The sequence below is a fragment of the Pseudonocardia sp. CA-107938 genome (genome assembly GCF_050936315.1).
Taxonomy (GTDB): Bacteria; Actinomycetota; Actinomycetes; order Mycobacteriales; family Pseudonocardiaceae; genus Pseudonocardia.
This window is the reverse complement of sequence record NZ_JBNJNA010000002.1, coordinates 1,425,371-1,442,563: the sequence shown is the minus strand read 5'-3', so window position 1 is coordinate 1,442,563 and position 17,193 is coordinate 1,425,371. Positions and strand designations below refer to the sequence as shown.

The 17,193-nt window shown below is 70.1% G+C and carries 14 protein-coding genes; 11 read left to right on the top strand and 3 right to left on the bottom strand.

Going from position 1 to position 17,193, the window contains the following annotated elements; translation table 11 throughout:
* The first annotated feature begins 250 nt into the window (after positions 1 to 250).
* Genes ACQEVB_RS39735 through ACQEVB_RS39705 form a run of 7 tightly spaced genes read left to right on the top strand, consistent with a single transcriptional unit; the run spans position 251 to position 6,761 of the window.
* Positions 251 to 706 (top strand): ester cyclase, encoded by a 456-nt coding sequence (locus ACQEVB_RS39735; protein ID WP_432984759.1) that lies wholly within the window; start codon positions 251 to 253, stop codon positions 704 to 706.
* On the top strand, positions 703 to 2,199 hold the full coding sequence (locus tag ACQEVB_RS39730) for an AMP-binding protein (protein ID WP_432984757.1): 1,497 nt from the start codon (positions 703 to 705) through the stop codon (positions 2,197 to 2,199). Before ACQEVB_RS39735 ends, ACQEVB_RS39730 begins: the two co-directional genes overlap by 4 nt.
* Before the next feature lie 28 nt (positions 2,200 to 2,227).
* Positions 2,228 to 2,836 carry a TetR/AcrR family transcriptional regulator gene (locus ACQEVB_RS39725; RefSeq protein ID WP_432984755.1) on the top strand — a complete coding sequence of 203 codons (609 nt, stop codon included), beginning with the start codon at positions 2,228 to 2,230 and terminating at the stop codon, positions 2,834 to 2,836.
* The gene (locus tag ACQEVB_RS39720) at positions 2,833 to 3,624 is read left to right on the top strand and encodes a hypothetical protein (RefSeq protein WP_432984753.1); all 792 of its coding nucleotides are present in this window, start codon (positions 2,833 to 2,835) and stop codon (positions 3,622 to 3,624) included. Before ACQEVB_RS39725 ends, ACQEVB_RS39720 begins: the two co-directional genes overlap by 4 nt.
* Complete coding sequence (locus tag ACQEVB_RS39715) at positions 3,611 to 4,537, top strand: alpha/beta hydrolase (RefSeq protein WP_432984751.1); 927 nt, start codon at positions 3,611 to 3,613, stop codon at positions 4,535 to 4,537. The genes ACQEVB_RS39720 and ACQEVB_RS39715 overlap by 14 nt, the downstream gene beginning before the upstream one ends.
* 3 nt (positions 4,538 to 4,540) lie before the next feature.
* A complete protein-coding gene (locus ACQEVB_RS39710; RefSeq protein ID WP_432984749.1) occupies positions 4,541 to 5,941 on the top strand; it encodes an FAD-binding oxidoreductase in 1,401 nt (466 codons plus the stop codon).
* Positions 5,942 to 5,948: 7 nt separating this feature from the next.
* Positions 5,949 to 6,761, top strand: a complete 813-nt coding sequence (locus tag ACQEVB_RS39705; protein WP_432984747.1) for an SDR family NAD(P)-dependent oxidoreductase — start codon at positions 5,949 to 5,951, stop codon at positions 6,759 to 6,761.
* Between the two features lie 72 nt (positions 6,762 to 6,833).
* On the opposite strand, the gene ACQEVB_RS39700 is transcribed toward ACQEVB_RS39705, so the two are convergent.
* Complete coding sequence (locus ACQEVB_RS39700) at positions 6,834 to 7,142, bottom strand: hypothetical protein (RefSeq protein ID WP_432984745.1); 309 nt, start codon at positions 7,140 to 7,142, stop codon at positions 6,834 to 6,836.
* A 955-nt stretch (positions 7,143 to 8,097) separates the two neighbouring features.
* Between ACQEVB_RS39700 and ACQEVB_RS39695 the strand changes: the two genes are divergently transcribed.
* From ACQEVB_RS39695 to ACQEVB_RS39680, 4 genes are read left to right on the top strand one after another with little or no spacing between them, the layout of a single operon-like run.
* Positions 8,098 to 8,784, top strand: coding sequence for a hypothetical protein (locus ACQEVB_RS39695; protein ID WP_432984743.1), 687 nt, complete (start codon positions 8,098 to 8,100; stop codon positions 8,782 to 8,784).
* Positions 8,784 to 9,206 carry a hypothetical protein gene (locus ACQEVB_RS39690; RefSeq protein WP_432984741.1) on the top strand — a complete coding sequence of 141 codons (423 nt, stop codon included), beginning with the start codon at positions 8,784 to 8,786 and terminating at the stop codon, positions 9,204 to 9,206. The genes ACQEVB_RS39695 and ACQEVB_RS39690 overlap by 1 nt, the downstream gene beginning before the upstream one ends.
* Complete coding sequence (locus ACQEVB_RS39685) at positions 9,136 to 9,672, top strand: hypothetical protein (protein ID WP_432984739.1); 537 nt, start codon at positions 9,136 to 9,138, stop codon at positions 9,670 to 9,672. Before ACQEVB_RS39690 ends, ACQEVB_RS39685 begins: the two co-directional genes overlap by 71 nt.
* A 54-nt stretch (positions 9,673 to 9,726) precedes the next feature.
* Positions 9,727 to 11,862, top strand: a complete 2,136-nt coding sequence (locus ACQEVB_RS39680; protein ID WP_432984737.1) for a 3'-5' exonuclease — start codon at positions 9,727 to 9,729, stop codon at positions 11,860 to 11,862.
* A gap of 8 nt (positions 11,863 to 11,870) precedes the next feature.
* Here the strand turns inward: ACQEVB_RS39680 and ACQEVB_RS39675 are convergent, their stop codons facing one another.
* Both ACQEVB_RS39675 and ACQEVB_RS39670 read right to left on the bottom strand, forming a co-directional pair.
* Positions 11,871 to 12,686, bottom strand: coding sequence for a hypothetical protein (locus ACQEVB_RS39675; protein ID WP_432984735.1), 816 nt, complete (start codon positions 12,684 to 12,686; stop codon positions 11,871 to 11,873).
* On the bottom strand, positions 12,683 to 17,143 hold the full coding sequence (locus tag ACQEVB_RS39670) for an AAA domain-containing protein (protein ID WP_432984732.1): 4,461 nt from the start codon (positions 17,141 to 17,143) through the stop codon (positions 12,683 to 12,685). Before ACQEVB_RS39670 ends, ACQEVB_RS39675 begins: the two co-directional genes overlap by 4 nt.
* Between the last annotated feature and the right edge of the window lie 50 nt (positions 17,144 to 17,193).

Sequence of the window (17,193 nt, the reverse complement as noted above, 5' to 3'; positions counted from 1 at the left end):
TGGCTCCACGGTCGGAATGCATTTCTCTCGGTGGACGGTAGCCGCCGCGGCGAGGCGACGACCAATACCCGCTGCTTATCGCTGCCATGTCGATATGAGCATTGGCACTGGTCAGCGGCCGATGATTGACTCGCCGGACAGTGCATCGGCCGCTCATCGGCGGATCGCGGCGTCGGTTGTGCCGGAGAGCCGAAGCTAGTACTATTAGTTTCTAGCGAAGATAATTAGCCTGCAACGGTGGAGGGCTGGCATGTCGGAGGAGCACAACAAGGCGACCTATCGTCGGTGGTTCCGCGAGGTGGCCGGTGAGGGCCGGCTCGACGTGGTCGACGAGCTCGTCACCCCGGAGTACGTCGTCAACGTTCCGGGCACGCCGCTGCAGCAGCTGACGGCAGCCGAGCACAAGGCGCTGATCTCGGCGATCCACACCGCCTTCCCGGACTGGACCGAGACGATCGAGGACATCGTCGCCGAGGACGACAAGGTCGTCGCGCGGCTCACCGTCGAAGGCACCCACGACGGCCCGCTGCGGAACTTCCCGGCCCCCGGCCAGGACTTCGCGGCGACCGGCCGGCGGGTGCGGTCGTCGTTCATCGGGATCGCCCGCTTCGCCGACGGCCGCATCGCCGAGGCCTGGACGCAGTTCGACACCATGGGCGTCGCCGGGCAGATCGGCCTGCTCGACCAGGTCCACCTGCCGCAGTGAGTGCGCCGACCCTGGGCGCCGCGCCGGTTCCGGCAGGCGCCCTGCTCACCGCGCTGGCCGCCGCGGAGCCGGATCGCCCGATGATCACGTGCGGGGATCTGACGGTGACCAGGGCCCAGCTGGAGGCGCAGGCCAACCGGCTGGCTCGGGTCTACCGCGACCTCGGCGTCACGCAGGGCCGGTTCGTCACGATCGCGCTGGGGAACTCCGTCGAGTTCGTGGCGGCCCTGTTCGCGGTGTGGAAGCTCGGCGCGGTCCCGCAACCCGTCTCGCCGGCGCTGCCGGCGGCCGAGCGCGCCGAGATCATCGCGCTCGCCGATCCGGCCCTGGTGCTCGGTGCGTCCGCCGACGACGTCGACCGGCCGGCGCTGCCGAGCGGGTACGAGCCCGACCCGACCGTCAGCGCCGCACCCATCGACCCGGTGGCCGTCTCGCCGTCGTGGAAGGCGATGACCTCCGGCGGCAGCACCGGGCGGCCGAAGCTGATCGTGGCCGGTGCCAGCGGCGCGGTGACCTCGCAGCTGGCCGAGCGCGTCGGCATGCGGCCGGGCGGTGTGCAGCTGGTCCCCGGCCCGATGCACCACAACGCGCCGTTCATCATGGGGGCGACGGGTGCGTTCCTGGGCAACCACGTCGTGCTGCTCCCCCGGTTCGACGCGGTCGCGGCGCTCGAGGCGATCGAGCGGCACCGGGTCGACTGGGTGCAGTTCGTGCCCACCATGATGCAGCGGATCTGGCGGGTGCTCGACGAGCAGCCCGGCCGTTACGACCTGAGCTCGCTGCGCGTCGTCTGGCACACCGCGGCGCCGTGCCCCGCGTGGCTGAAGGAGGCGTGGATCGAGCTCGTCGGACCCGAGCGGCTCATGGAGATGTACGGCGGCACGGAGGGGCAGGCGGTGACCGTGATCAGCGGCACCGAGTGGCTCGCGCACCGCGGATCGGTGGGCCGACCCGCGCTCGGGGAGATGCGGGTGCTCGGCCCGGACGGCGCCGAGCTGGGCCCCGGTGAGATCGGTGAGATCTTCATGCGGCGCGACCCCGGGACCCCGCCGACCTACCGCTACGTCGGGGCCGACGCGCGCGAGCGCGACGGCTGGGAGTCGATCGGTGACTTCGGCTCCACGGACGCCGACGGCTACCTCTACCTGCACGACCGGCGGGTCGACCTGATCATCAGCGGCGGCGCCAACATCTACCCGGCCGAGGTCGAGGCCGCGGTGACCGCCCACCCCGACGTGACCGGCTGCGTGGTGGTGGGGCTGCCCGACGGGGACCTCGGGCAGCGGGTGCACGCCGTCGTGCAGACCTCGGCCGCGCTCTCGGACGAGGAGCTGCGGACGTTCCTGGCCGAGCGCCTCGTCCGCTACAAGATCCCGCGGTCGTTCCGCTGCGTGTCGACGCCCCTGCGCGACGACGCGGGCAAGGTGCGGCGCGCCGACCTGCGCGACCGCGAGATCGCGCTACTGGGCGGCGACCCGCCCGACCGGTCGTGAACGGGCCATCCCGAAGGAGTGCACCACTGTGACCACGCGGAAGTCCGCACGCAGGAACCTGACCACCGAGGCCGTCGTGACGGCGGCGGCCGACCTGACCGACGAGATCGGATACGACGCACTGACGCTGGCCGCCGTCGCGGAGCGCTTGGGGGTGGCGTCGCCGAGCCTCTACTCGCACGTGGGCGGGCTCGCCAAGCTCCGCGGCCTGGTCGCGGCCGCAGCGCTGCGCGACTTCGGTGACGAGCTGCGCACCGCGGCGCTCGGGCGCTCGCGAACCGCGGCGCTGACCTCGGTCGCGGCGGCCTACCGGAGGTGGGCCCGGCAGCACCCCGGCCGCTACACCGCGACCGTCGAGGCGGCCGATCTCGACGATCCCGCGTACTGGTCTGCCGCCCAACGGGCGATCGAGGTGCTGTTCGCGCTGCTGACGGGCTACGGCATCACCGGTGACGACGCGGTCGACGCGATGCGGGTGATCCGCAGCACCCTCCATGGGTTCGTCGAGCTGGAGCAGGGCGGGGTGTTCGAGCTGCCGCAGAGCGTGGATCGCAGCTTCGACCGTCTCGTGGCCGGGCTGGACGCGGCGCTGGACGAGTGGGCCGCGACGCCGGCCCGGCGGGGAGAGGAGCAGTGACCGCCGCGCCGATGGCCCCCGACCTCGTGGCGGAGGCGGCCGACCTGCTCGCCGCCGTGCATCGGGGCGGGCCGCAGCTGAGCCGGCTGCCGCCGGCGTGTCGACCGGCATCGGTCGCCCACGCGCAGCAGATCGTCGACGCCGTCGCGGAACGCCTGGCGCGACCGGCGGCGGGCTGGAAGACCTACTTCCCGTTCAAGGCCGGGCAGCCGGCCCTGGTGTCGCCGGTGTTCGAGGTGCTGCCCAACGCGGCGCACATCCCGCCGCAGGTCGCCCGGCTCCGGATGATCGAACCCGAGGTCGTCTTCGTGGCCACGCGGGACCTCCCGCCGCGCGAGCGGCCCTACCCCGCCGACGAGGTGGCCGACGCGGTCGCTGCCGTGCCGGCGTTCGAGGTCCTCGACCTGCGCTTCTCCGACATCTCCGAGCTGCTGGGCGGGTCACCGGAGGCGGTGTTCGAGGCGTACGCCGACAACAGCATGAACGCCGGGTTCGTCCTCGGTGAGCCGGTCGCGGACTGGCGCGGCATCGACTTCCGCAGCCAGCGCGTGGTGACCGCGGCCGACGGCGAGATCATCTCCGACGTCCGCGGCGGCCACCCGGTGTTCGATCCGTTCCTGCTGCTGCCGACCGGCGTCGACCTGCTGCGGGAGCGCGGCGGGGTCCGCGCCGGCCAGATCATCGGCAACCACACCGTCGCCGGGATCCTCACCGTCAGGGCGGGGCAGCGGATCGTCAGCGAGTTCGCGGGGCTGGGCACCGTCGAGGCGACCTATGTCGACGGGTGAGCTGAGCGGCCGGCCCAGCGCCGAGCTGGCGGAACTGCTGGCCGCACTCGCCGCGTCGCCGCCCGATCCAGACGCCTCGCTGGCGGATCGACGCGCGCGCTCGGCCGCGACGTTCGGCGGGCCACCGCCACCGGGGGTACGTGTCGATCCGGTCGTAGCGGGCGGGGTGCCCGCCGAGTGGGTGCGGGCGCCAGGCGTGCCGGACCGTGCGGTGACGCTGCTCGTCCGCGGCGGCGGATTCTGCATCGGCGGGGTGGCGGGCCGGCGGCGCCTCGCCGCCGCGATCTCGGCGCACGCGCGCACCAGCGTGCTGGTGCTGGACTACCGGCTGGCTCCCGAGCACCCGTTCCCCGCGGCGTTCGACGACGTCGTGGCCGCCTACCGCTGGCTGCTCGACGAGCACGGCGCCGATCCGGCGCGGTTGGGCGTGCTGGGCGACTCGGCGGGCGGGAGCCTGCTGCTGGGTGCGCTGGTCGCGTTGCGTGACGAGGGGGTGGCGATGCCGGCCGCGGCGGTCGCGTTGTCGCCGTGGGTGGACCTCGACGTGGCCGGACGGCCTGCCCCGCCCGACGCGGTGGACCCGCTCGTGACCGTCGAGACGCTGCAGCTGTCGGCGCAGTGGTACCTGGCCGGGGCCTCCGCGCGGGATCCGCGGATGTCCCCGGTCAACGCCGACCTGACCGGACTGCCTCCGCTGCTGGTCCAGGTGGGCAGCGGTGAGGTGCTGCGCACCGACGCGCAGCGCCTGGCCGACCTGGCGTCGGCGGCCGGGGTCGAGGTGACGCTGCAGGTGTGGGACGGCGTCCCGCACGTGTGGCACCTGTTCGCGCACCTGCCCGAGGCGCACCGCGCGATCGCCCGGATCGGCGAGTTCCTGCTGGCACGCACCGGTGTTCCGGTGGATCGGAGGTAGGCGATGACCACCACTGCCCTCACGGTCGATCTCGACGAGCTGCGCGCGAGCGTGCGCGGGCCCGTCGTGGTCGACGGCGATCCGACCTACGACGAGCGGCGCCGCGTCTGGAACGGCATGTACGACCGCCGGCCGGCGGCGATCGTGGCCTGCACCGGTGTCGCGGACGTCGTGGCCGGCATCCGGTTCGCCACGTCCCGCGGCATCGACGTCGCCGTCCGCTGCGGCGGGCACGGCATCACCGGCTCCGGCACGTGCGACGACGGGATCGTGCTCGATCTGTCGCCGATGCACGCGGTGCACGTCGATCCCGGAACTCGCACGGTGGTCGTCCAGGGCGGGACCCGGCTCGGCCAGCTCGACCGGGAGACCCAGGCGTTCGGCCTCGCGGTGCCCGCGGGCGTGGTCTCCGACACCGGGGTGGGCGGGCTGACCCTGGGCGGCGGGGTGGGCTGGCTGATGCGCAAGCACGGCCTGACCATCGACAACCTGCTCGCCTGCCAGGTCGTCACCGCGACCGGCGACGTGATCACCGCGAGCGCGACCGAGCACCCCGACCTGTTCTGGGCGCTGCGTGGCGGCGGTGGCAACTTCGGGATCGTCACGGCGTTCACCTTCCGCGCCCACGAGGTGGGGCCGACCGTCCTGGGCGGGTTCGCGCTGTGGCCGCTGGAGCGCGCGGCCGAGGTGCTGCCGACCGTCGCCGACATCGGCCAGGACGCACCCGACGAGCTGGGCATGATGGCCGTGCTCGGCAGTGCGCCACCGCTCCCGGAGCTGCCTGCGGACCTGCGCGGCCGGCCGGCGATCTCCGTCGCGGTCTGCTGGACCGGGCCGGCGGCCGACGGCGAGCGCGTCCTCGCAGGGCTGCGCGCCCTGGACCCGGCGCTTCAGATGATCGGGCCGCTGCCGTTCACGGCGCTGCAGTCGATGGGCGACGCGACCGCGCCCGCGGGGGTGCGCCACTACCGCAAGACCGGCTACCTGCCGGACCTGCGTCCCGAGATCGTCGACGTGGCGATCGAGCACGCCCGCTCGCGCACCAGCGACCTGAGCCTGATCGAGATCTACCTGATGGGCGGCCAGGTCCCGCGCGTCGACGAGCACGACAGCGCGTTCGGCAACCGGGCCGGGGCGTACTTCTTCACCGCCGTCGGGGCGTGGGCGACCCCGCAGGAGGACGCGCCGGGCACCGCGTGGGTGCGCCGGGCCGCGGCGGCGTTCGCGCCGTTCGCCTTGGACGGCGGCTACGTGAACTTCCTCGCCGACGCCGGGGTCGACAGCGTCCGGCAGGCCTACGGCGCGTCGACCTACGACCGGCTGGCCGAGGTCAAGCGCCGGTACGACCCGAGCAACGTCTTCCACCTGAACGGCAACGTCCGACCGGCGCACCGCGGAGAGTGAGGCACAGATGGCAGTCGCACTGGTGACCGGGGCCGCCCGACCGCGGGGGATCGGCCGCGCCGTGGCGCTGCGCCTGGCCGCCGACGGGCACGACGTCGCCTGCGTCGACATCGCCGGGAACCGGCCCGATCCGGCCGCCCCCGCCGTCCCGGGCGGCCCGGACCTCGACGCGGTGGTCGCCGAGATCCGGGGCCTCGGGCGGCGCGCCCTGGCCGTCTCGGCGGACATCTCCGACGAGGACCAGGTCGAGGCCGCTGTCGAGCGGGCGAGCACGGACCTCGGGCCGATCAGCCTGGTGGCCAACGTCGCGGGCGGCACGTCGCTCGGGTTCGGGATCGCGCCGCTGGTGGAGGTCGCGGCCGCGGAGTTCCGGCGGGTGGTGGAGGTCAACCTGGTCGGGACGTGGCTGGTGTCGCGGGCGTGCGCTCGTCGGATGCTCGCCGCCGGCATCGCCGGACGCATCTGCAACACCTCCAGCCAGGCGTCGAAGGTCGGGTTCGTGCACATGGGCGCCTACAGCGCGGCCAAGGCCGGGGTCAACCTGCTCACCCAGGTGCTGGCGAAAGAGCTGGGGCCGCACGGGATCGCCGTCAACGCGGTCTGCCCGGGGACGGTCGACACCGAGCCCACCCGCCAGATCGAGGAGCACTTCGTCGGGGGGCCCGACGCCGTGCGCGCCTACATCGAGCGCGAGATCCCGCTGCAGCGCGTGCAGACCGCCGAGGAGATCGCGGCCGCCGTCTCATGGCTGTTGTCGCCGGACGCGGCCGGGCTGACCGGCGAGGCCGTGAACGTCAGCGCCGGACAGACCATGGTGTGACATCGGGCCCGTCCAGCTCGTCCCGTCTCGATCTCCACGGACGTGGAGTTGCATGCCAACGGCCCGCGCAAGCTAGGCGTACCCGGCCATCAGGGCTCGGCGGACCGGATGTACCTCTTCGAGGGCCTGGTCGAACCATCCGGCAGGCAGCGGCCTTCGAACTGAGCATTCGTCGCTGCGCCACAAGGTCGCGGCCATGTAGCGGAGGAACTCGACGGGCAGCGCGTGATGGTGGCCGAGGCGGCGAGCGTCTGCGGCGGCGATGACCAAACGAGCATGGCTGCTGGCGGCGCGGTAGCGCTGGAGGATCTCGTGCGCTTCGGCCAGGGTCTGGGTGAACCCAACATCGTCAGGATCGGCAAGGGCGACGGCGACGCGCACGTCCTGGCGTGCCAGAGCGGCGGCCCGATCACGTCTTGGGCCATCGAGGGTGCTGGGGATCTCATGGGGCTGACCCATCGGTTGGGCTCGACAAGTAGCTCGAAGCGTCGCGCCGGCGATCTTCGCGGGCATCGACACCGGTCGACTGGCACGGCGTCGCGTGACCTCTTCGGTGTGAAGTCGTCATCGACGAGCCCCGCAACGCATTGACCAGGCACTAACGTGCACCCGTGGCGCTGCCGATGGCCCGGATGCGCCCGCGTTGTTGTCAGAGCTGTTGTCAGATTGGTGATCGACTTCAGCGTCCACTCAGGACGATTCGTCGTGGTCCGGCAAGTATCGAGCGTGCACCGTGTCGGCCCAATCGCCAAGCTCGGACGACGGCGGCCGCAGCGAGGAACAGCCCGATCCCCACAGCTTTGAGGATTCGCCGGTACGGCTGCGGACCACCGGCGGCCTGCGGTTGGACGTCGGGGCCCTGACCCGGATCCCGGACTGAACGCGGCGGCTTATCGCCGTTTACATCGACGACTGCTTCTGGCACTCCTGCCCAGACCACCAGCACCTCCCCCACGCCAATCGCGAGTGGTGGAGGCGCAAGTTCGCGTCGATCGTGCAGCGCGACTACGACACCGACGTCGCTGTGCTCTCCGCCGGCTGGACGCCGGTGCGGATCTGGGAGCACGAAGACCCGGAAGCTGCGGCAGCGCGGGGGCGATCGCTGGCGACCTCGACGATGCGATCGCGACCCCCAAGGGCGCGTTAGGGAGCATCGTTACCTGAGCCTCTGCAGGTCGGGGAACTGATCTCGCGGAGATCCTCCGCGCCCGCTACGGTCCGTCGGACCTCGTGGAGTCAGCGCAGAGGAGGACATCCCGTGACGGCCATCTTCCCGTTCGGACGGCCGTCCACGCGCCGAAGTCCGCGGCGCCCCCCTGGCCGCGCGGAGCTGTTCGTGCTGGGTGTGTACCCCAGTGCGCTGCACGTGCGGTGGCGCCGGCCCGACGGGGCGACGATCGGCGCCCTCGCTGTCGATGACGAGCCCGAGGTGTTCTGGGACGGAGCTGACGCCGCTGAGCGCATCGCGGCATGGCTGGATGTGTCCGAATGGAGTGACGGGCACGGAACCATTTCGCACGCTGGCGGCAATGGGAGCTCCGGGCGGAGCGTCGTGGACGACGTCCTCACCCCGTTGCGCGTGGCGCCGCGCGACACCTACTTCACGGACTGCCTCCCGTTCTACTTCACGAAGACCGGCGCAGGCTCACAAGGACAGCGCATCGCCGAGCTGTACCAGCCGTTCGCAGCAGCGCAGCGCCTGTCGACGGCCGCGCTCCCGTCACGGCCGAGTCCGACAGCTCTCGTCCGTCGCACGCTCGCCGAGGAATCCGATTCGCTGCGCGGGCAACTCGCCGAAGCAGCTGCCGATCGGGTCATCACTCTTGGACAGGAGGCCGCGGACGTCTTCGCAGCTCTCGCGGCCGTCGAACCCGTCACCTTGCGCCCCGATGATGCCTATGGTGCGGCGCGGACGGTACGGCTGGGAGGAAAGGCGGTCGACTGGATCCCGCTGACGCACCCCGGCAACCACCACAGCGTCTGGCGAGAGCGGCACACGATCTGGATGCGAGCGCAGTCCTGATGACGGGAGACAGTCAATCCGCCCGCGCCGTTCGGAACGCGCGTCACTGGTTGTGGGTGGTTCGTCCGAAGTACTACCTCGATGACGCCGGCGATGAGCGCAAGGACCTCGAGCCGTCGGAGGGATTCACGCCGACGGCCTGGTGGACGTGTTCCGCGGAGACCCGGGCAGGCGACACGGCGCTCATCTACCGATCCACCGAGAAGAAGGACATCGCCTACTTCGCGGTCGTGCGCTCCGATCCGGAACCACTCGACCTGCCAGGCGATGAGCTGCACGGGAAGCCCGCGTGTCAGTACGAGATCCTCGAGCGCTTCGCGAAGCCCATCCCCTGGGCGGTGATCAAGAACGATGACGTCGTCAGCCAGTGGTCGGCTGTCAAGGTCAGGTTCGTCCGCTCCAGCTTCGCCGTCCCCCATTGAGATCTGGGCACGCCTCGTCGCGCTGGCCGGCCGCCGCCCTGACCAGCTGGCCAAGCAGGCGGCTGACGGGATCTACCGCATCCGGCGCGAGCGCGAGATCCAGGCTCGCCTCGAACGCGCCGCCGACCCGCTGAAGGCTGCCGGCATCACTGGCCTGCGTCTGGTGGCCGCGGAGTTCCGGTTCACCAACGGCAGGCGCGCGGATCTGCTCTACGAGCGAGGGCGGGGCCCTTTCAAGCGCGACGTGATCGTCGAGTTGAAGCGTGGCCTCATCGACGATCGTGCAGTGGACCAGGTACTCGACTACGCCGCCCTGATCTCGCAGGAGGCGGGGCGGCCGCGGCGGCGGGCCTTGACCGTGCTGATCGGAGACAGCCTTCACCCGAGCGCAGCGACACGAGTCGGCCGCTGGCCACGCCGGCCACGGTTCATCTCGCTGGCCGATCTGGGGTACGAGCGCGAGTAGCGGCACCCTTGGGCCCGGACCGCCCGTCGATCACTGGGCCGAGTGGCGCTGGAGATGCGCGAGATCGATGGCAAGCTGATGATGCTCCTGCTGCCGACCGAAGGGCGGATCGTGCCTCAGCTGGCCGTCCACGTCGATTTCCTGCGCGAGTACGCCAAGCTGCAACCGCCGATCCAGAAGCAGACCGACGCGGCGCTGAAGAAGTTCACCGAGCACACCCATGCCGGCCTGCACCTCGAGAAGCTCACCAACATGCGTGACGAGCGCGTGCGCACGATCCGCATCACGGACTACTGGCGCGGCGTGGTCCTCGCGCCCGTGTCCGGCGATCGCTACACGCTGATGCGGGTGATGGGCCACGACGAGGCCGTCGATTGGGCGCGCCGCCGGTTGTTCTCCGTCAACGAAGTGTCCGGTGTGCTTGAACTGCGCGACGTCGCCATGATCGAACAGTTGTCCAGCGAGGTCATCCCCACCACGACGGATCTGCTGTTCGCTCACGTCGACGACGGTGACCTCGCCCGGCTGGGCATCGACGAGCAGGTGCGCCGGCTCGCCCGGACTTTGAGCGACGACGCCGCGCTGGAGGCGGTCGAACCCTTCATCCCCGTCAACCAGTACGAGGTCCTCTACGGCCTCGCCACCGGGATGACCGTGGAGCAGGTGTGGGCGGACGTCGTCGCCCCGCGCATCCCCGACGAGCCGATCGACCAGGACGACATCGTCGCCGCGGTGGAACGCACACAGGGCCGGATCGCGCTCGTCGACGGTCCCGCCGAGCTGCTGGAGCTGCTCGACAAGCCGATCGCGATGTGGCGAGTCTTCCTGCATCCGTCGCAGGACGAGCTGGCCTACCGCCCGTCGTACGCTGGTAGCGCGCAGGTGACCGGCGGGCCCGGCACCGGCAAGACCGTGGTCGCGCTGCACAGGGTCAAGCACCTGGTCACCACCCGCGAGCTACCGGCGCGCTCGGTTCTGCTCACGTCGTTCTCCCGGGCCTTGGCCGAAGCGTTGGAACGCGATCTCGAGACCATGCTGGACGCCGACGAGCGGCGGGCGGTCGCGGTGCTCAACGTGGACCGGTGGGCGATGGGAGTCGTCCGCGCCGAACACGGCAACTTCACGATCGCTGAGGACGACCAGCTCCTCGAACGCCTCAACGCCGATGGCCCCTTCACCGCGACGTTCCTCCTCGAGGAATGGCGCCAGGTCGTCCTGGCCAACGACGTCCACACCCTCGATGACTACCTGGTGGCACCCCGCCGAGGCCGTGGCCGCGGGCTGACCAAGCGGCAGAAGCAGGAGATCTGGCCACGCCTGGACAAGTTCGCGGCCGATCTCCGCCGGGATGGACTGTGGACGTTCCTGACCGTGGCCGACGAGGCCGCGCGCCTCGTCGCCGCTCGCCCGAGCCCACCGTTCCGGCACGTCGTCGTCGACGAGATCCAGGACCTGCATCCCGCGCAGTGGCGGCTGCTGCGTGCGGCCGCGGCCGTCGGCCCCGACGATTTGTTCCTCACCGGCGACCCGCACCAGCGGATCTACGGCAATCACGTGTCGCTGCGCCGGGTCGGGATCGACGTCCGCGGCCGTTCCGCCCAGCTGCGGATCAACTACCGGACCACCGCCGAGATCCTGCGGTGGTCGATGCGCATCCTCGGCGACGCCGCGATCGCCGACCTCGACGAGGGAATCGACTCGCTGACCGGCTACCACTCAGCACTGCACGGCGAGCCACCGGAGATCGCACCAGTGGCCAACGCCGCCCGAGAGGCCGAGGACCTCGCGCTGGCCATCGAGCAGTGGCGCGAGGACGGCGTCGCCGCCGAGGACATCGTCGTGGTGGCGCGAACGTTCCCGCACGCCCGCACGATCGCCAAGGAACTGGGCGTCCACGGGATCAGCACCACCGAGCTACGGACCGGCAACCCCTCCCCCGACGCCGTGCGGATCAGCACCATGCACGGGATGAAGGGCCTCGAGTTCCGGTGCGTCGCCGTCGTCGGCGTGGGCAAGCGCTCGTTCCCGCTGCAGAAGGCCGTCACCCCGGTCGCGGAGGACCCGGTCCGCCACGTGCTCGACCTGCAGCAGGAGCGCTGCTTGTTGTTCGTCGCGTGCACGCGGGCACGAGAGCGGCTGCGAGTCTCGTGGAGCGGCGCAGCAAGCGATCTTGTGCCAGCCGCAGGCTGAGCCGCTGCCTACCGCTGCAGCGGAGGGCCCAGCTCGGCGAGATCGTTGAGCGCTGCCACGACCACTCTCCATGCGATGTCCACCGTATCGCCCTCCGGCGCGTAAGCCTGCTTCCACTGCTTCTTCGGGTGCACGAGATTGCGGTGATCGCGGAGGACATGTGCGTAGTCGACGACGTCCTTCGCGATCCACCGATTCTCACCGGCCATGTTGATGAGGGACTCGAGATGATCGGTGGGCACCTTGCCGGAGTCATGCCGACTGATGGCGACGTCGTAGAGAACGCCTTCTAGCACGCTGCCGAGCATGACGATCGCAGCCGTCGGCGCGGCCGATTGCCAGCAGCGATGCGCTTCGTCCAGCCGTCGACTCAGCTGCTCACCGAACTCTTTGTCGCTCACGATCTGACTCACGCTCGCTGTCAGCTCGATGGGCGCCGCCATCCGGCCCAGCTCCTGCTCATCCTCGACGAGTTTCGGTCGGCCTCGCTCGGTGACGATGGCGTATCCCTCGATCTGCAGCAGCGCGTTCAGATCGTCGAGAACTCGAGTGTGCGCGGTGTCCTCTCCCAGGTACTCACGGCGATCGGCGAGCCGCAGAACGAGCCGGGCCATCGCCACGCCGTCGTCCTTTCCCTCCAGCAAGCGCGCGATCGTCCATGCCCGGCGTGCGACGTCCACCTCGTCCGGCACCGACCAGCCAGCAGCCCGGAAGAACTTGACGATCTCGAATCCGCGCCGGTAGAACGGCCCGTCGTCGCCGCAGATGATGCTGGCCAGTCGTTCCAGGACCGCATCGTCCAATTCGATCTCCGTCACCGTCATTCGACCGCTCCTGCCGGGATGATTCCGCGTGCATCGAGGAGATCCCACACTCGGCGCAGCTCGCGCTCGGGATCGAACTCGAACTCGCTCTCGCGCAGCCGCACGACCTGCCACCTCTGTCGGGCGAGTTCGAGGTCACGTCGCGCGTCATTGCGCTGATCGTCGATCGAGGTGTGCCAGTGATGGCCATCGCACTCGACGCCGATGCGGCCCACTGCCCCGGCGCCCGACACCACGAGATCGAGACACCGCGATCCGACCTGGTACTGCGGGACGACGTGATAGCCACGCCGCTTGATCTCACGGAAGACCCGTTGCTCGAACATCGAGTCGAACGGCTCGCACGGCCGATCCGCGGGGACCTCGTCCAGGCTCGGCGACGCACCGAAGACCGAGGGCGGGTTCAGCATGTAGTCGAGCAGCTTCGCCCGCAGATCCTCGGGTTTGAGCTCTGCGCGTGGCACCGAAACGAACAGCCACATCTGGTCCTTGGCCCGGCTGGCGGCGACGTTGTAGGACTGGTTGTGAGACTCGGCCGTCATCGCGTACGGCCGCTCGGACACGACCATCGACAGGAAGATGATGTCGCGCTCGTCGCCCTGGAAATCGGCAGCGCTCCCCACTCTGATCTTCCGCTGTTCCCGATCCTCGAGGAGAATCGCCGCGTTGATCTCGTGCTGGAGCAGCTTGATCTGACCTTGGCCCTGCAGCACGATCACCCCGAACGACTTGCCGTCATACCGGGCATCGCGCAGGCAGGCTCCCATCTCCTCGACGATGGCCTTCGCCTCCCGCGGGTTCTTCTTCCGATCGTCCCGGCCTTCCGCTGCCGCATCCTCGACGTGCACGACCTTCAGCGGCTCCAGATCACCGGCTTTCCGCTCGCGCAACGGGATCAGGCCGGGCTTTCCGGAGTTGTCCGGATAGAAGTTCTGCGAGGAGAAGTTGATGATCTCCGGCACGCACCGGAAGTGCTCCCGAAGCCGGATGAGCGCGTCTCGGCCCGAGCGCGCCGACAGCACGCCGTAGAGGTTGTTCTTCTGGGTGAACAGTCGCCGGATGTCGTGGTCGATGTCGGGCATCAGAGCGTCGCTCTGGTTGAACAGGGTGGCCAGATCGCCGAGCCGCGCCGGCCCGGGCGTGCACTGCTTGTCGTCGCCGACGACGATCACCCGTGGCGCCATCCACAGCAAGTAGAGGTGCTCGATGCCCACCTGGCTGGCCTCGTCGACGATCACGACGTCGAACCGGTCCCGTTCCGCATCCAGGTTCTCCAGGAGCGTGGGCAGCGGCACCACCCAGGCCGGTACGGCATCCTGCGCCTTCCGCATCGCGGCGCGGGCGGCCTTGCGGAACTCGCTGGTCTTCTTGCCCGTCCCTGCGCCGATCTTGGACATGTGCTCGCGATAGCTGTTGAGCGCCCGGGCATGGGCGTCGGTCATCCGGTCGAGCAGCGCCACCATCGAATGGGCATGCACCAGCCGTTTGGTGACCACCTTGAGCTGACTGTCGATCCGCTCGAACTCGCTGAACAACTCGCGCTCACGATCGGCGTTGCGCTGCAGGGCGACGAACTGCTGCGCCTTCGACCAGGCCCAGGCATCCGCGGCCGCCGCAATGCGCTGGTTCCAGGCGGGCTCGTGCGCGGTGTTCCGCAGCAGCGCGGCCAGCTCGGGATGCGCTGAACCGAGCCGGCCGTGCAGTTCTTGCAGCCGCCGGTGCGCTGCCTGCTCCCGCCGAGCCGCCGCCACGGCGTCGACTGCCGCGGAGTACGCCCGCGGATCGGCTGACACGACGGAGGACAACACTTGGGCAAGTTCGGCGCAGGAGCCCGGTTCCGTCGCAAGATCTCGGATGTGCCGCTGGAACTGGTCCAACCGCTGCTCTTCCCGCCACAGCACGTGCTGCTGTCGGGCGGCCGGGATAGCCGCGCGGATCTCGACCAGCGACGCCACGGTCGACAAGTCGAGCGACAGGCCACAACGGCCCAGATGCTCGACCACTGCGCGGTGGACCGACGCCAGCTTCTCCACCTGCATGAGGCGGGCCGCGTTGTCGGCGAGTTCGGACAGCAGCGCAGGGAGCGAGCCGCTACCGGTGATCGGTACGTCCGAGTAAGCCCACTTCTGCGCCAGCTGCACGGCGGCCACTGCGGCAGCGAGATGCTCCAGCACCGCTGCCAACTGCTCGGCACTGTTGGGAGCCGCACCGTCGACCCGGACTACGTGCATCAACGGCTCGGCATCGCGCTGGACCTTCTTCTGCACCAAGTTGCGGAACTTTCCCCCACCTCGGACGTGGCCGAGCAGAGCACTCCCCGTATTGATCCAACCCTTGGCTGTTCCGAGATTCGCGGCCGTGATGTCCGGGATCTCGACGACGAACCGCACGCCCTGCGCCTGTAGCCGCCGTTGCAGCTGCCGGGCCTCGTCCGGCACCTCCAACAGGTGTCCCCACAGTCCGGCCCGCTGCCCGGCCAACCGATCGCCGATCGCACGCACCACCCACTGCGGAGCACGGCCCGGCGTTCCCGTCGGGGACAACCCGCATGCCACCATCTCGCGCGCGACCTGGTCACCAAGCGTTTCGAGGTGGCCCAGCTCCGGTTCGCCGAGGGAGGCCAGCTGCCGTGACAACGCGGTGCCATCGCGATGCACGATCGTCGTCGCGTGCTCGATCGCGGCCCGCAGTTCGGCCAGGTGCCCAGGTGACGGCAGCTGGTCGGGGTCGGGGATCAGTTGCCCCGCTCGCGCAGCGAGTGCTGTTTCCGGCTGCCGCAGGAGATCGAGCAACTCGAGCAGCTCGGCATGGTTCAGCGGCGGGAAGTCGGGAACGCCTGCAGGCACCGGTGGCATCCAGTCGTGCTGGGGGGCTTCGCGCTGGACGTCACGCACGATCTGCACGAGCGGTCCGTAGTACCGGTCGGTCGTGAAGCCGGCGACCACGGGGCCGTGCACCTGGTTCTCGACCGCGCGGAGGTTAGCGATCTCACGGTTCACCGAGACGGACCTGCCGCGGAGGTTGTCGCGCTCGGTCGCGTACCGGAGCACATCTTCCTGCAGTCGGCGGCGATCGGCGGATGCCTGCGCCGAGGAGAACGCGTCGAGCCCCTTCTGCAGTTCTGCTGCCGCGTCGCGACTGCCGCCGGCGAGCAGAACGCACAGATGGCGCAGCTCCTCGGGGATGTGGTCGCGCAGGACCTTCAGCGCCTGCTCCTTCTGGCTCGTGACCAGGATCCGCTGGCCGCGGGCGAGCAGGGCCGAGACGAGATTCGCGATGGTGTGGGTCTTACCGGTGCCCGGTGGGCCTTGCACGACGACGCCGGTCTCGGTGCGCAGGAGTTCCATCACGCGCTGCTGCTCATCGTTCGCCGCGAGTGGGAAGAGCGGATCGTCGCCGAGCAGGTCGCCGCGGTCGGCACCCTGGCTCGCCAACCAGCCGTCCCGCTGTGCGCGCTCGGTGTCGACGACCAACTGCGCGAGCCCAACGGGTACCGCTACGCCGGGATCGGCCAGCTCATTAGCGATCCTGCGATAGGCCTCGGCCACGAGGACCTGACTGCGCGGACGCATCAGGAATGCCGGCGACGTGGACAGCTGCGGGAGCGAAGGTAGCGGCATGCCTTCCCGGATCCGCGCAGCGACGGCGTCCACCGGCACGGTGATGGCCAGCCCGAGCCATTCGTGAAGCTCGTCCCGCACCGCCCCGGAATCCATCGGCATCTCACTGGTGAGAATCGCCTCCCGGCGTCCTCGGCCACGTTCGGGCAGGTAACACGGTTGATCGTGGAAGACCTCGGCGTCCTCCATCCGGCGCCGGCCACCGACCCGCGTGACGCGAACCTCCGCAGTCCGCCGGTCGATGGCGGGTCGAACCGGCTCGGTCAGCAGGTGCCGGCGGATCGTGACGTCGTTCGCCCGCCAGCACACCAACCCCGTGGCGATGACGCACTCGAACGCGTCGTCCTGCTGTTCCATCGTCTTAGCCGCTGCTTCCAGCTGGTCGTAGAGCTGACGAAGCGCGCGCCTCGGACGCTCGTCCGCTGCCCAAGCCCGCCAGCCGGCGAGCCAGCGACCGAACAATGTCCGCAGCCGGTCTTCGCCGGCTACCGGCATCTCGTCGTCTGTGTCGGGTGGGCCGAGCACCGGCTCGCGATCGATGTCGTTGATCTTCTCGGGGTTGATCCGCTCCCTCAGCTCAACCGGTGGGGCCGGCGGCGCGATGAGCGGGACGGGCTTGATCGCGAGGATCGGTTCATCGCCGTCGGCGTCGAGCCGAACATCGATTCCGGCCGGGATGTCGTCGAGCCATATCAGCGGTGGCCGCGAATCTGCAGATCCGGCGCAGATGTCGCGCCGCGGATGGCGATTCGCGGCATCGGTGACGCGAGCCAGAAAGTTGATCAGTTGGGTGGTTCGTTGCAGCGTCTCGTCGTCATGCAGCACCGCGGGCGCCATGCTTCCCCTCTCACAGGCAACATAACAGAATGCAGATGCTTCACCCGACG